General features: G+C 65.4%; 11 protein-coding genes and 1 pseudogene. 10 read left to right on the plus strand and 2 right to left on the minus strand.

Annotation, left to right across the window (positions count from 1 at the left end):
- Nucleotides 1-101 precede the first annotated feature (101 nt).
- The 6 genes from HLH29_RS07190 to HLH29_RS07215 all read left to right on the plus strand — a co-directional run bounded on the left by HLH29_RS07190 (nucleotide 102) and on the right by HLH29_RS07215 (nucleotide 7,102).
- Entirely contained in the window at nucleotides 102-1,106 is a 1,005-nt protein-coding gene (locus tag HLH29_RS07190; protein WP_182965264.1) for a Gfo/Idh/MocA family protein, read from the plus strand.
- Nucleotides 1,103-2,530: an MFS transporter gene (locus HLH29_RS07195; protein ID WP_182965265.1), complete on the plus strand. Its 1,428-nt coding sequence runs from the start codon at nucleotides 1,103-1,105 to the stop codon at nucleotides 2,528-2,530. The genes HLH29_RS07190 and HLH29_RS07195 overlap by 4 nt, the downstream gene beginning before the upstream one ends.
- Nucleotides 2,531-2,610: 80 nt before the next feature.
- Nucleotides 2,611-3,387 carry a 2-keto-4-pentenoate hydratase gene (locus tag HLH29_RS07200; RefSeq protein WP_220791419.1) on the plus strand — a complete coding sequence of 259 codons (777 nt, stop codon included), beginning with the start codon at nucleotides 2,611-2,613 and terminating at the stop codon, nucleotides 3,385-3,387.
- A gap of 194 nt (nucleotides 3,388-3,581) precedes the next feature.
- Complete coding sequence (locus tag HLH29_RS07205) at nucleotides 3,582-4,508, plus strand: 2-hydroxyacid dehydrogenase (RefSeq protein WP_182965266.1); 927 nt, start codon at nucleotides 3,582-3,584, stop codon at nucleotides 4,506-4,508.
- A gap of 197 nt (nucleotides 4,509-4,705) precedes the next feature.
- The gene (locus tag HLH29_RS07210) at nucleotides 4,706-6,100 is read left to right on the plus strand and encodes a carbohydrate porin (RefSeq protein WP_246373915.1); all 1,395 of its coding nucleotides are present in this window, start codon (nucleotides 4,706-4,708) and stop codon (nucleotides 6,098-6,100) included.
- A gap of 210 nt (nucleotides 6,101-6,310) precedes the next feature.
- Entirely contained in the window at nucleotides 6,311-7,102 is a 792-nt protein-coding gene (locus tag HLH29_RS07215) for an aldolase (protein ID WP_182965267.1), read from the plus strand.
- Nucleotides 7,103-7,129: 27 nt separating this feature from the next.
- On the opposite strand, the gene HLH29_RS07220 is transcribed toward HLH29_RS07215, so the two are convergent.
- On the minus strand, nucleotides 7,130-8,077 hold the full coding sequence (locus tag HLH29_RS07220; protein ID WP_182965268.1) for an NAD(P)H-binding protein: 948 nt from the start codon (nucleotides 8,075-8,077) through the stop codon (nucleotides 7,130-7,132).
- Between the two features lie 89 nt (nucleotides 8,078-8,166).
- Between HLH29_RS07220 and HLH29_RS07225 the strand changes: the two genes are divergently transcribed.
- The 4 genes and pseudogenes from HLH29_RS07225 (at nucleotide 8,167) to HLH29_RS07235 (ending at nucleotide 11,353) form a co-directional block, all read left to right on the plus strand.
- Nucleotides 8,167-9,069 (plus strand): LysR family transcriptional regulator, encoded by a 903-nt coding sequence (locus HLH29_RS07225; protein ID WP_182965269.1) that lies wholly within the window; start codon nucleotides 8,167-8,169, stop codon nucleotides 9,067-9,069.
- A 337-nt stretch (nucleotides 9,070-9,406) separates the two neighbouring features.
- A pseudogene (locus HLH29_RS19560) lies at nucleotides 9,407-9,946 on the plus strand (FAD-dependent oxidoreductase); the annotation flags it as partial.
- 232 nt (nucleotides 9,947-10,178) lie between these two features.
- Entirely contained in the window at nucleotides 10,179-10,979 is an 801-nt protein-coding gene (locus HLH29_RS19565; RefSeq protein ID WP_246373917.1) for an FAD-binding protein, read from the plus strand.
- Nucleotides 10,976-11,353, plus strand: coding sequence for a 4Fe-4S dicluster domain-containing protein (locus tag HLH29_RS07235; RefSeq protein ID WP_182965270.1), 378 nt, complete (start codon nucleotides 10,976-10,978; stop codon nucleotides 11,351-11,353). The genes HLH29_RS19565 and HLH29_RS07235 overlap by 4 nt, the downstream gene beginning before the upstream one ends.
- Before the next feature lie 37 nt (nucleotides 11,354-11,390).
- Here HLH29_RS07235 and HLH29_RS07240 read toward each other — a convergent pair whose 3' ends face one another.
- Nucleotides 11,391-13,907 (minus strand): TonB-dependent receptor plug domain-containing protein, encoded by a 2,517-nt coding sequence (locus HLH29_RS07240; RefSeq protein WP_182965271.1) that lies wholly within the window; start codon nucleotides 13,905-13,907, stop codon nucleotides 11,391-11,393.
- Nucleotides 13,908-13,997 lie beyond the last annotated feature (90 nt).

The following is a 13,997-nucleotide window of genomic DNA, read 5'->3' on the forward strand; positions in this document are numbered from 1 at the left end:
TCCGTTTCGCCGCGCGGTGTCCTGCAGGTTTTTTATCCGATCTCTACGACAATCAATAAGACGAACAAGGGCCGGAGTCTCTGGCTCCGGGGGAGGGCGGAATGACGCATCCAACCGGGTGGGGTCTGATAGGTGCAAGTAATGTCGCGCGGGAATGGATCATCGACGCGATCCGTGCCCAGCCCGGCGGAGAGGTTCGCGCGGTACTCAGCAACGATGCCGGGCGCGGGGCGGCATTCGCCCAGGCCAACGGTATCGCCCATCACACGACGTCGCTACAGGATCTGCTGTCCAGGCGGGACATCGACGCGGTCTATATCAGCACCGGCAACCGGCTGCATGTCGAACAGACCATCGCGGCGGCACGGGCGGGCAAGCATGTCATGTGCGAAAAACCGCTGGCCCTGTCGGTGGAGGACGCAAGCGAGATGGTGCGCGTCTGCAACCATGCGGGCGTCGTCCTGGGGACCAACCATCATCTGCGCAATGCCGCCACGCACATGGCCATTCATGGCCTGATCGAGGACGGGCGGATCGGCGGGCTGATCGCGGCGCGGGTGTTTCATGCCAATTTCCTGTCCGCCGCCCTGCAGGGATGGCGCGTCAACGACCAGGATGGCGGCGTGATCCTGGACAGCACGATCCATGATATCGACACGCTGCGTTTCCTGTTCGATGAAAATCCCGTCAGCGCCTTCGCCATGACGCAGAGCGGGCGCCTGGCGCGGGACGGGATCGAAGACGGCATCATGGCCGTCCTGCGTTTTCCCGGCGATGTGCTGGTGCAGATTCATGGCGGCTATACCACGCCGTTTTCGCCCGGCGGCATCGAAATCATGGGCGAGCGGGGCATCATCGTCGGTCGCGACTGCATGAGCCAGCGGCCGATCGGCACCGTGTCGGTGCGCGACGCCGATGGCGAGCATGAAATCCCATTGAAGCATCATAATCTTTACCATCGCGCCTTCGGCCTGTTCACCAGCGCCATCCATGGCGATGGCCGGCCCGCCGCCACCGGCGAGGATGGCGTTGCCTCGCTTGCCATCGCGCTGGCCCTGCGCGAGTCCGCCCGGACCGGGCGCGAGATCGGGATCAATGTGCCATGAAGCAGCCAATTTTTGCCGGCGCCGCCCATGCTGGCGCCCCCGTTATCCGGTCGCGCGCGCCGCAGCGTGAGGCGGCGCTGGTGCACCCCGAGATCACGGTGGCGGACCTGCGCCGCGCGGCCTGGACCAGTTCGCTGGGCAGTGCACTGGAATATTACGATTTTGCGTTGTACAGCCTGGCGTCGGCGCTGGTGTTCGGCCCGCTGTTCTTTCCGCACCAGAGCAAGAGCGTCGGGTTGATCGCCAGCTTCGCGACCTATTTCCTGGGGTTTGCCGTCCGCCCCATCGGCGGTGTCGTGTTCGGCATGATGGGCGACCGTTTCGGGCGCAAGCTCGTCCTGCTGATCACGGTGACGCTGATGGGCGGCGCCAGCACCGCCATCGGCCTGATCCCCACCTACGCGAGCATCGGCATCTGGGCGCCGATCCTGTTGATCATGATGCGCCTGCTGCAAGGTCTCGGCGCCGGGGCGGAACAGGCCGGGGCCGCCGTGCTGATGACGGAATATGCCCCGACGGGCAAGCGGGGTTTCTATGCCGCCCTGCCGTTCCTGGGCATCCAGATCGGCACGGTCATTGCCGCCATCGTCTATTTCGCGTTGCTGTTCCATGTGTCCGACGTGCTGGGAAGCTGGCTGTGGCGCCTGCCGTTCCTGCTCAGTTCCGTCATCCTGCTCGTTGCCCTCTATATGCGTCTGACGCTCAAGGAATCGCCGACCTTCGCGGGGATCGAGGAGGAGGAACGCGCCCAGTCGATGTCCCTGCCCGAGGTGGTGCGGGAATCGTGGAAGACGATCCTGCTGGGCATGGGCCTGCGCATGGCCGAGAATGGCGGGTCTTCGATCTATCAGGTCCTGGCCGTCAGCTATTCGGTCAACGTGGTGGGGATGCGCAATGCCACCGGCGCGCTGTCGCTGCTGTGCGCGGCGGTCGTGGGGGCCTGCGTGATCCCGGTGGCGGGAATGCTGAGCGACCGGTTCGGGCGCATCGTCGTCTATCGCGGGTTCGCCATCCTGCAACTGGTGGCCGCCATTCCGGTCTGGTACGCGCTCAGCTTCGGCTATCTGCCGCTGACGATCGCGGCGCTGTCGCTGGCGCTGGGCTGCGCCACCTGGGGCATGTTCGGCACCCAGGGCGCGCTGCTGCCGGAAATGTTCGGCTCGCGCCATCGATATCTGGGCGTTTCGCTGACGCGCGAGGTTTCGGCCGTGCTGTCCGGCGGGCTGGCGCCGCTGGTGGGGTCCGTCATCATCGCGATGGTGAGCCGTCATGAGACGGCGGCGGCCCATCCCGGCCTGATCTCGTGGCTGCCGCTGGCGCTGTACGTGATGGTGCTGGCGGCCATCACGATCGTGACCACGCTGTTTGCCCCGGAACCGCGCAACCGCGACCTGCAGGACCGGCGGGACATGCTCAATAGCTGATAGTCGTGAGCTGATAGTCGTGCGCCGGTATCCGTGGGTATCGGCAGAGTGTGCGGGCGGGACATGCTGCCTTGGGGAGTATGGGCGTGAGCGTTTTCTCCGGTCGGTCGACCGACCTGTTGACTGAATCCTTCCTGCGGGTCCGTGCCGGTGCGCCCCTGCTGGAGCATGTGCCCGACGGGTGCGACGTGCCTTCGGCAGAGGCGGCCTATCGGGTGCAGCATGCGACCATTCGCGCCCTGGGCGGGCGGATCGCGGGGTGGAAGGTCGGCGCCCGCACGCCGGAATCCGAACCGTTCGCGGCCCCGATCCTGGCCGCGACGCTGTTCGATGGCGGGACCATCCTGCCGCCCGGCCTGTGCCGGCATATCGGGGTCGAGGCCGAAATCGCCTACCGGTTCGGACATGCCCTGCCGCCGCGCGACGTACCCTATACGACCGGCGAGGTCTGCGACGCGATCGTGTCGGTCCATACCGCCATCGAGATCATCGATACGCGCTTCGCCGTTCCCGGCAGCCAGCCCGCGCTGGACCATCTGGCGGACCAGCAGAGCCATGGCGCCCTGTTCGTGGGCCCGGGCACCACCGACTGGCGGTCCCTGGTGCCGCTGGAGGAACGGGTGGTGCTGGCCGTCGGCGACCGGGTGATGGCGGATCATGTCGGCGGCAATTCCGCCGGCGACCCGATCCGCACCCTGGTCTGGCTGGCCGGGCACGCGGCCCGTCATGCTGGGGGGCTGGCCGCCGGTACGATCGTCACGACCGGATCGGCCACCGGCACCCTTTTCGTCGACCCCGGCACGCATGTCCGCGCGACCTTCGCGCATCTGGGCACGCTGTCGCTGACCTGCGGCTGATCCTGGAGGCGGTTCAAAAGCCCCGCTGGTGGCGGCCTGACGGCGATTTTCCGTGCTTCGCGGCGGGCGGCCCACAAGGCCGCTCCGCTCCGATGCTTGAAAATCACCGCCAGCCGCGCGGCCGGCGCCGCGCTTCCCCTCGCCAGCGGGGCTTTTGAAGCAGCCTCTTATTCCACCTGAACTGGAGAGCCTGAATGAAACCTGACATTCTCTTGATCGAGCCGATGCTGCCGCAGATCGAAAAGGCCCTGGACGATGCCTATGTCGTGCATCGTTTCACCGATGTCGCGTCGCTGACGGGCGTGGCCGGGTCGATCCGCGGTATCGCGACCGGCGGTGCGACCGGCGTGCCCCCCGATGTGATGGCCGCGCTGCCCGAACTGGGGATCATCGCGATCAACGGGATCGGGACCGACGCGGTGGACCTGAACACGGCGCGCGCGCGCGGTATCCGCGTCACGACGACGCCCGGCGTGCTGACCGCCGATGTCGCCGATATGGCGCTGGGGCTGATCCTGATGGCGTGCCGGGGGCTGGGCACCGGCGACCGCTATGTCCGTGCCGGATCGTGGGGCAGGGAGCCGATCGCGCTGGGTCATGCGGTGACGGGGAAGCGGCTGGGCATTCTGGGCCTGGGGCAGGTCGGGCGCGCGATCGCCGCGCGGGCCAGGGCCTTCGACATGTCGATCGCCTATCACGACATCCGTGAAATTCCCGAGAGCGGCCATACATATTTCGCCGACCTGACCGAGCTGGCGCGGCATAGCGATATCCTGGTCGTCGCGGCATCCGGCGGCGCGCAGTCGCGCAACATCGTCGACAGGAGCGTGCTGGAGGCCCTGGGCCCCGACGGCGTGCTGATCAACGTCGCGCGCGGCAGCGTCGTGGACGAGGACGCGCTGGTCGCGGCGTTGCAGGCCGGCACGCTGGGGGGTGCGGGGCTGGATGTGTTCCAGCACGAACCGCATGTCCCCGACGCGCTGAAGACGATGGACAATGTCGTCCTGCAACCCCATCGCGCCAGCGCCACGGTGGAAACGCGCCTGGCGATGGGCGACCTGGTGGTCCGCAACCTGGCCGCCTGGTTCGGCGGGGAGGCGCTGCCGACCCCGGTCGTGTAGCCGTCATGGAGCCGCCAGGCCCGGCATGTTCTGCCGGGCCCGGCTGCCGTCCGGGATGGGGATATCGTTTCTATTGTTCCACGTGATCCGATGGACCGGCGCGGCGGCGAAGCGTCTGCCGCGCCGATCCGCATGGCGTTCATCCGATCAGAGAAAAAACAATGCGCTCCTCAATGTCGCATGCGTGCCGCTGCCTTATGCGGTCTATGTGGATCGTGGCGGCCCTGGCCGTCCTGTGCTGCCATCCGGCCCGCGCGCAGTATCGCGGTCCGGTCGCGCTGACCGCGCCGTCCTTCTCGCTCGATACACCTACGGCTTATGCGAACACGCCGTTCACCCCGCCGGTCGAACATATCGTGCCGGCCTGGGGCAATGTCATCCAGAATCTGAATCGCAAGGGGATTGGCCTGGTCATCGACTATACCAGCGAAAGTGCGCTGGCGCTCGATGGCGGCAACCCCGGCGACGCGGGTTATGCGCACCAGATCGGCGTGCAACTGGACCTGGACTGGCAGAAGCTGGTCGGCTGGCGCGGCTTCGTGACCCATGCGGTGATCGTCAATCGCGCCGGGCATAACATGGCGGCCGATTTCGGCGACAGGTCGCTCAACGGATTCCAGGAAATCTATGGCGGCGGCGGCAATACTGCCGTCCACCTGGTCTATGTCTACGGCACGCAGAACCTGTTCCAGGACCGCCTGCAGATTGCGATCGGCAAGATGCCGGTCAATATCGATTTCTCAGCGTCGCCGCTCTTCTGCACGTTCATGAACAAATCCATGTGCGGGAACCCCAAGTCGCTGACCCGCGGCGCCGCGGGGTTCGGTACTTATCCGGGTTCGACCTTGGGGACGCGGGTGCGATACTGGCCGATGCACGGGGTCTATGCGCAGGCAGGGCTGTACGGCGTCAATCCGTACCTCAATACCAACCGCTACGACCGCACCGGATTCAACTTCAACACGAACCTCTATACGGGCATTTATATTCCGGTCGAAGTCGGCCTGATTCCGTCCTTCGGAAAAAACCAGCTCGTCGGCCACTACAAGCTGGGCATAGCCTATGATTCGGCGAATTATGCCAATAATTATTATGACATCAACGGCAATCCGCTGGCGCTGACGCACAAGGCGGCGCAGATGGACAACGGCAAGACGCAGATCTGGCTGGAAGGCGACCAGATGCTGATCCGCAACGGTCATGGTCCACTCAACGGGTTCTATGTCATGGCCGGGCTGGTACGCAATACGCCGGAAAGCGGCCCGTATCTCTACGAATATTATTTCGGGGTGGTGGACCGGGGTTTCTGGCGCGCGCGGCCCGACGACACGTTCGGCATCGAGGTCTCGCGCACCACGGCCAGTCCCGAACTGGTCGCAACGCAATGGCTGGATTACGATGCGGGGCGTTCATTGCCCGCCAACGCAACCTATCCGCAAAGCCATATCAGCGTTCTGGAAGCCACCTATAACATCCATGTCTGTCAGGGGCTTTCGATCCAGCCCGACTATCAGCGGATCATGCGGCCCAACCTGCAACGCAACAAGCCCGTAATCGACGCGATCGGCCTGAAGATCCACGCGACGCTCTGACCCTGGCTGAGCGTGACCCGGAACGTGAACGGCCGCCGGGAGACCGTCACGTCCGGCACGCACGGCCGAGGCGGATTGTCCCTCGCTCGAGCCCGGGAGCTGTGCGTAAGCATGCAGTGCGTCGAACTCACCCGGCTGGACGACGGTCCCGCTTTGCTTTCGAATGCCGGCTGGATGTGATGAGGCGCTCATTCTGGCGGAGGTGCGATCGTGGCTCATGAACTCAATCGCGGGCGGGTGCCGCCGGCAATCCTGCGCAATGCCGATCTCGACACGGAAGAGATCTGGCGGGCCCGCGTAGACCTGGCCGCCTGTCTGCGGGCGGCGGCGCGGCATGGACTTGAAGAGGGGATCTGCAATCATTTTTCCGCCCTCGTGCCCGGACATGCCGATCTGTTCCTCGTCAATCGCCTCGGCTGGGCTTTCGAGGAGGCGACCGCGTCCAGCCTGCTGATCTGCGACTTCGACGGCAACGTCCTGTCGGGCGACGGCGAACCGGAGGCGACGGCCTTCTTCATTCACGCCCGGCTGCACAAGACGGTGCCGCGTGTCGGCGCCGCGTTTCATACGCACATGCCCAATGCGACGGCGCTCAGCATGATCGAGGGGGAACCGCTTCTCTGGGCCGGGCAGACCGCGCTGAAATTCTACGGGCGCACTGTGGTCGACGAGGATTATAACGGCCTTGCGCTCGATGAGCGGGAGGGTGATCGCATAGCCGCCGTGCTGGGGGACAACGACATTCTGTTCATGAGAAACCATGGTGTCATGGTCTGCGCGCCGAATGTCGCGGAGGCCTGGGATGACCTCTACTATCTCGAGCGGGCGGCGGAAGTGCAGCTCAAGGCCATGAGTGCCGGACGGCCCCTGGTTCCGGTCAGGCCGGATGTTGCCGCCGCCGCGGCAAGACAGATGCGGGCAGGCGATCCGGAAAGCGCGCGCCTGCATCTTGAAAGCATCAAGCGCGTGCTGGATGCCCAGGCACCCGCCTACAGACTTTGAACCCGAGATAGCAGCGAGGGGCTGCCGTCATGATGCGGCCAGCGTCGTGGCAACGGCCTGATCGAGATCCGTGTGTGGCTCCGTTCCCAGAAGTGTGACAAGACGGGAATTGTCCAGCCGTACCGCATGGTTCCAGAACGGGAGGACTTCCATGACCTCGCGCGGGAATCCGCCGAACGGCGAGAGCGCGCGCATCAGCCACCAGGGAAAGCGACGGACGGGCAGACGTGGCGCGTGGGCTGCCCGCCGGATCGCGGCGACCATGTCTGAACCGTCCGCATCCCAGAATCCGGCGAACTGGACACATTCAGCCGGCAGCAGGCGGCCGGCCGGTAATTCCAGCAGACGCACGATGGCCTCGGCCAGGTCCGGAACATAGGCCCAGGCGTGCCCGATGCCGGATGAGCCGGGATTGATGATCCGCTTCAGGGGCGGCTTTGCCATGGCCTGGGCGAACCAGCTCTGCCCGACATCCGGCCCGAAGAAATCGCCGGCCCTCGCGATCAGGCTCGGAACATCAGGCGCCGCATGGGTAAGGCGGCTTTCGAGTTCCACCCGGATCGCGCCCTTCTTGCCTTTGGGACGCTGCGGGGTCTCGCCATCGACCAGCGAGATTTCAGCCGGGTCGTAGTTGTAGATCGTGCCCGGCAGCACGATGCGCGCGCCTCCTGCCGCCCGTGCCGCGGCAATCGTGTTGTCGATCATGGGCAGGACCGTATTCTCCCAGTCCCGGTAGCCGGGCGGATTGACGCCGTGAAAGATGACGGAGACGCCCCGCGCCGCCCGGGTGACGTCGTCGCGCGACATGGCGTCCCCCTTGATCCAGTGCGGAGCCTGCGCGTCCTTCCATCCCGTCGCTGCCCGGTCGGGCGTGCGGACCAGTGCGCGCACCTGCCACCCCCGTTTCAGCATCGCACGCGTCACGGCGCCGCCCACCCCGCCGGTGGCACCGAGAACAAGCATTGTCTTCGTCATGTTGGAGACTCCCGTGTTTTCGGGAAGGATCAGTGATTCCGAGCCTGGTGGAAATTGACAGAAAAAATCATTCCGCTCATCAGAAAACGATGAGCAATGCGACACCAAACTGGGAAGACCAGCGTGCCTTCCTGGCCGTTCTCGACACCGGCAGCCTGTCGGCGGCGGCGCGATTGCTCGGGCTGACACAGCCGACGGTGCGTCATCGGATCGAGGCGCTGGAACAGGCCGTCGGGCAGCCGCTCTTCGTGCGCGGCGTGAACGGCCTGACGCCCACCGAAAACGCGCGGGACCTGGCAGGCTATGTCCGCCGCATGGATTTCGCTTCGGCCGCCTTTCATCGTGCGGCGGCCGGCGTTGCCGGAGAGGTGGCCGGAACCGTGCGGATCAGCGTGGCGGAGTTCATGGGCATAGAGGTGCTGCCGCCGATGCTGACGTCTCTTCGCGCACGCTATCCGGCGCTTGCCATCGAACTGGTGCTGAGCAACGAAACCGCCGATCTTCCGGGCCAGGAGGCGGACCTGGCCATCCGCATGCATCGTCCCCGCCAGGACGCGCTTGTCGCGCGGCATGCCGGCCGGATTCCTCTGGGTTTCTTTGCGACGTCCGCCTATCTGGAGCGGCACGGCACGCCCCGCGGCACGGCGGATCTGGCCCGTCATGCCCTGATCGGTTCCGACCGCTCACAGGCGGACCGGGCTTTTGCCCGTATGCTGGAAGAGAGGTTGGGCCAGACATTGCCCTTCACCTTCCGGACGGACAGCCATCCCGCGCAACTGGCGGCGATGCGCGCCGGCCTGGGGATCGGCGTGACGCAGATCCCGATCGGGGAGCGCGATCTCATTCGGGTGATGCCGGACCTGGTCGTCGCCGAACTCGACACCTGGATCGTCGCGCACGAGGATCTGCGTCACAGCCGCCGGGTTGACGCGGCGTTCCGGCATCTCGCCGGGGCTCTTGCCCGCTATTGTCGGGATGGCGTGGTTTCGTGATTCGGGGCGTGTTGGTGGCGCGCAGCAGGCCGATCAAGGCGTGCAAGGATGGCGCCCCGAGGGCAGGGCGGTCTGCACGGTCGCGGCCATGATCGCCAGCGGGGTCGGCAAGACCGGGAATGATTGCAATCGGTAAAGCCTTGCTGAGCAAAAACTCGTTTGTGCCTTGGTCGGCCCTCATCAAGAATTGGGGCGGCCCGACCTGCTGCCACAACCGGCCCGAGGCAGTCCGTTGCCGGATGTTCACGCCGGCTCCAATGGTCTCGCCCGAAAAAAAATGAAGGCAAACAGCCGCATGATGGAAATAGAGGCCGACGTGCTGGTCATCGGCGGTGGCATGGCCGCCGGTTGGGCGGCGGTTGCCGCCGCGAAGACGGGCGCGTGCGTGGTCGTGGTGGACAAGGGCTTCATGGGGGCCAGCGGTGTCACCGCCCCCGCCGGTCCGAACCATTGGTGGGTTCCCCCCGATGCGCCGCTGCGGCAGGCAGCGATCCGGCGCAGGCTGGAAACCGCGTTCGGGCTCGCGGACCCGGAATGGATGGAACGGATCATCGACGTGACGTGGCGATCCATTCCCGAACTCGATCCTTATTATCCGTTTTCGGGCGACGGCAGGGGCGGCGTATTCCGTTCCGGCCTGCGCGGGCCGGAATATATGCGCGCCCTGCGCCGTTATGCGACGGATCTGGGCGTGCGCGTGCTGGACCACCATCCGGTGCTGGAACTTCTGGCGCGGCCGGACGGTTCGATCGGCGGCGCGGCGGGCCATGACCGCCTGGGTGCCGCGCCGTGGCGGGCGCGCGCGGGGGCGGTGATCCTGGCGACCGGAGGCTGCGCCTTTCGTTCCGGCCTGATCGGCAGTTATTCCAACACCGGCGACGGTTACCTGATGGGTGTCGAGGCCGGTGCCGACCTGTCGGGCATGGAATTCTGCGTGTCTTATTCCATCTCGCCGGCCTGGCTGAGCACGCGCACGCTGCCCTATACCGGTGCGCGCTATTTCGATGCGGCGGGCACGCAGATCGACGTTCCGGGCTGGGACCAGCCACGGGCGTATCTGTGCGCGCTGGCCGACGCGTTTCGCGCCGGGCCGGTCCATGCGGACCTGCATGAGGCACCGAAGGGCCTGCCCGCCGTGGTGCGAGGCACCGAAGGGCCTGCCCGCCGTGGTGCGCCAGATCCAGCCGGCGACGGTCGCGGCCTTCGAACGCAGGGGGCTGGACATGTTCCGGGATCGGTTCGAGGTGAAGCTGTTCGGGGAAGGCACGATCCGCGGCACAGGGGGACTGCGGATCGTCGATGCGGGTTGTGCGACCTCGGTGCGCGGTCTGTTCGTGGCGGGCGACGCCGCGACGCGCGAGCATATCGCCGGCGCGACCAGCGGTGGCGGCGCGCAGAACGCGGCCTGGGCGTTGGCGTCGGGTGTCCTGTCCGGCCAGGCGGCGGCAACCCTGGCCCACCGTACGACGGGCCAGGGCGCGCGGACGGCCGCGTTGACGCCTCTGGGGCAGGCGGGGCTGCGGCCCGCTGCCGGCGCACGCCCGGTCGACCGGGCATGCGCGACGCGGGTGGCGCGGGAGGAGATCCTGGATCTGGACCGGGCCCTGTGGCGCCGCGCGGACCGGCTGGAGGCGGCGGCGCGTCGATTGGAGGACACGTGGAGAGAGGTCGGCGATCACCTGCACGGCGCGGGTGGCGACGCGGTCGCCGCCCGCGAGACGGCGGCGATGGTCGCCACGGCCCGCTGGTGCAATGCGGCGGCGCTGGGCCGGGCGGAAAGCCGTGGCATGCATGTGCGCGAGGATTGTCCCCATACCCTGTCGGGTTTCGCCCATCGGCAGGTCGTGGGCGGGCTCGAACGGGTTCTGACCCGGCTGGAACGTGCGCCGCTGGAGGAAGCTGCCCAATGAGCGTGGAAATCCTGTCGCAGCACTGCACCGGTTGCAACGAGTGCGTCGTTGCCTGTCCTGACCATGTCCTGGACCCTGGCGTGGCGGGCGCCGCGCCGGTCGTCGCGCGCCCGGAGCAGTGCCAGACATGCTTCATGTGCGAACTCTATTGCGCCCATGACGCCCTTTATGTCGCTGTGGACGGGCCGGGGGAGGGGGCTCCCCTGCGCCATCCCGGCGCATTGATCGGGCGTCTGCGCCATGATTATGGCTGGGATGGCGGCATGGACGATCCCCTGCGCGATTTTTGGCAATTGGGGCCGCTGCTGCGCGCAGGAGTGGAGATATCGTCGGCGCGCCATGCCCGCCAGGCCGACTCTCCGGACACGCCCTGAGCGCACCCACCGCGTGCACGCGGTGGGTGCGCCGCCGTCAGAAGCTGACGTTTACGCGGCCATAATAATAGCCACCCGTGATTGGAATGCCGGACGAGTTGACGTCATACATCCTGGGGCCAAGATAGTTATTGATCGGGTTCACGCGACGCGGGCGTACGTTGAAGATATTGTTGGCGCCGACGGCGAGGTGCCAGTGCGCATTGATCCGATAGCCGATTTCGATATCCGTCAGCCAGGCAGGGGTATTCGTGAACGGTGCGAACGTCGTCGTCGAATAGCGGATGGAGGACGGGGCCAGATCCGAATAAGACAGCATTCCTGACATCTGCCCGTAGCGCGTCTGGCGGATGTTCACGTCCCAGTCATGATACGTCCAGTACGCGTTCAGTACGATCTTGCTGCGGGGGGATTCCGTCGTCAGATAGGCAAGCGTCTGGGCATTGACCAGCGAATTGCCGTACGCATTCGTGTTGACGTGGTGAATGCGCGTCCGGTTCAGGTTCAGTTGTAGCGACAGGTTCAGATTGCCGTATCGATGCAGCCTGAAATCATAATCGGCGGAGATATCCAGTCCCTGCGTGCGCGTGCTGGCCGCGTTGGCGAAATAGTTCGCGGAGATGCCGCTGAGTTCGACCCCCGGTCCGCTCGGCACGGTCACGCCTGTCAGCGCGATCGCGTCATAGGCGGCCTGTCCGTTGATGCTGGCCGCGCCCACGATACGGTCGCGGATATTGATCTGGTATACATCGACCGAGACATGGAAACCGTCGACGGGTTCGACGATGATGCCGCCTTCGATGCTGGTCGACCGTTCGGGCTTGAGCGGCTGCGCCCCGATGGATCGGCCCGCGGCGCTGGTCGTGGAGAGCAGGCCGGACGCGCCGGTCGGCGATACGTTCAGGGCGCTGAAATGCTCTTCCGGCAGGGTGGGGGCGCGGAAACCGTTGCTGATCGTGCCGCGAACCGCGATCCGGCGGGTAATGTCGTAGCGCGTGGTGACCTTGCCGGTCTCGGTGTCGCCGGCATCGGTATAATGTTCGAAGCGGCCGGCGAAATCGAGGTCCCAGTGTTTCAGCGGATGGAAGTCGCCGTCGATATATCCGGCCCAGACATTGCGCTGCCAGTTCCCGGCATTCTGCGGGGTCAATCCCGCATAGCCCGCCGTGCCGCCCAGCAGATAGGAGGGCGGATTGCCTGCCGTGACGTCGTATATTTCCAGCCGATGCTCGGCCCCCATTGCGAATGTCACCGGGACGACATGACCGATGCTGAAATTGCGGCGCATGTCGAAATTGCTGGTCCATTGCGCGAGGCTGTAGCTTTCGGCCAGAACGGTCGTCGGCGACCAGCCATAGGCGGCATAGTAGTTGGGGTTGAAGGTGTTCTTGTTGCCGATCTTGTCGGCATCCTCGCCATAAAGCGTGCTCAGGTCCCAGTTGAACCCGAACAGATTGTCCCCCTTCAGCCCGATATTGGCCTGGAAATCGTTTTCCTCGATCGTCTCCAGCGGTGAAAAACCGTAAGGATAGGTGCTGGGGGCGATGGAAGGCAGGCGGTAGTTTTCATAGGCCTCCGAGTGACGGTGCGCATAGGTGATCAGGCCATAGGTCTCGATGCCCTCGGTTATAGGCTTGCCCCATTCGATCGAGAGATTCTCACGGGTTTCCTCTGGCGTCATCAGGCTCTGGTTCGAATTGGCGGGCCAGGCCGAGGCCGGGGTCCAGCGATGATCGTTCGTGCCGGTCGATTTCGATACGAAATGATCCGCGTGATAGACTTGGCCGCTGAGGTGCAGGAATCCGTCACTGCCCAGTTTCAGGCCGCCATCAGCGCCGACCAGGTACTGCCAGCCATCCCCGTTATAGGCATTCGCGCCGGTTTGCGCGACGGCATTGAGCCCATGGTCTCGCTTCCTGGTGATGATGTTGACCACGCCGGCGATCGCGTCCGAACCGTATAGGGCCGCCGCGCCGTCGCGCAGGACCTCGATATGGTCGATCGCACCGGCGGGAATCATGTTCAGGTCGACCGGGGTCGAGCCCTGCTGCGGTCCGCCATCGGCATAGATGTTCGCCGTCGTATTCCTGCGCTTGCCGTCGACCAGAACCAGGACCTCGTTCGGGTTCAGGCCGCGCATGCGGATGGACGAGGTCAATGCCCCCACATCGTTCCCCATGGCACCCAGCGTAATGGATGGGTCGATCCGGGCGATGGCGTCCGCCAGGTTGAGTTGTCCGGAACGCTGTAACTGGGCGTTGGAAATAACGGAAATGGGCGCCGAACTATCCCGTGCCCTGCGATTGAAGGCATGGGTGCCGGTGACGATCACCGCCTCTGCCGCGTCACCGGATGCGTCGCGGCGTGATGGCGCGGCGGCCACCGGTTTCACCGTGACGGTGGGAGAGGCATTGGCGCGCCCACGCGTCACCGGCTTCGCGGGCGTAGTCTTGCGGGGGGAATGCGCTCTGTCCGTCTGCGAAGTGGCCGCGTGCGCATGGGCGATGGAGCTTGCCAGGATCGTCACCGCCAGGAGATGGTATTTCCTTAGCATATACGGATCTTCCAATAATTCGATTTGGTGATGAACGAACTCCTACGTCAGATTCCGCGTTCATCAAATATGGAAAGATGTATTGAAATA

The organism is Gluconacetobacter tumulicola (assembly GCF_014174215.1).
GTDB lineage: Bacteria > Pseudomonadota > Alphaproteobacteria > Acetobacterales > Acetobacteraceae > Gluconacetobacter > Gluconacetobacter tumulicola.

Bases quoted from the DNA above. Each gene is read 5' to 3' on its own strand.
- HLH29_RS07190 (WP_182965264.1), top strand. From the start codon at position 102: ATGACGCATCCAACCGGGTGGGGTCTGATAGGTGCAAGTAATGTCGCG.
- HLH29_RS07195 (WP_182965265.1), top strand. From the start codon at position 1,103: ATGAAGCAGCCAATTTTTGCCGGCGCCGCCCATGCTGGCGCCCCCGTT.
- HLH29_RS07200 (WP_220791419.1), top strand. From the start codon at position 2,611: ATGGGCGTGAGCGTTTTCTCCGGTCGGTCGACCGACCTGTTGACTGAA.
- HLH29_RS07205 (WP_182965266.1), top strand. From the start codon at position 3,582: ATGAAACCTGACATTCTCTTGATCGAGCCGATGCTGCCGCAGATCGAA.
- HLH29_RS07210 (WP_246373915.1), top strand. From the start codon at position 4,706: ATGCGGTCTATGTGGATCGTGGCGGCCCTGGCCGTCCTGTGCTGCCAT.
- HLH29_RS07220 (WP_182965268.1), bottom strand. From the start codon at position 8,077: ATGACGAAGACAATGCTTGTTCTCGGTGCCACCGGCGGGGTGGGCGGC.
- HLH29_RS07225 (WP_182965269.1), top strand. From the start codon at position 8,167: ATGAGCAATGCGACACCAAACTGGGAAGACCAGCGTGCCTTCCTGGCC.
- HLH29_RS19565 (WP_246373917.1), top strand. From the start codon at position 10,179: ATGAGGCACCGAAGGGCCTGCCCGCCGTGGTGCGAGGCACCGAAGGGC.
- HLH29_RS07235 (WP_182965270.1), top strand. From the start codon at position 10,976: ATGAGCGTGGAAATCCTGTCGCAGCACTGCACCGGTTGCAACGAGTGC.
- HLH29_RS07240 (WP_182965271.1), bottom strand. From the start codon at position 13,907: ATGCTAAGGAAATACCATCTCCTGGCGGTGACGATCCTGGCAAGCTCC.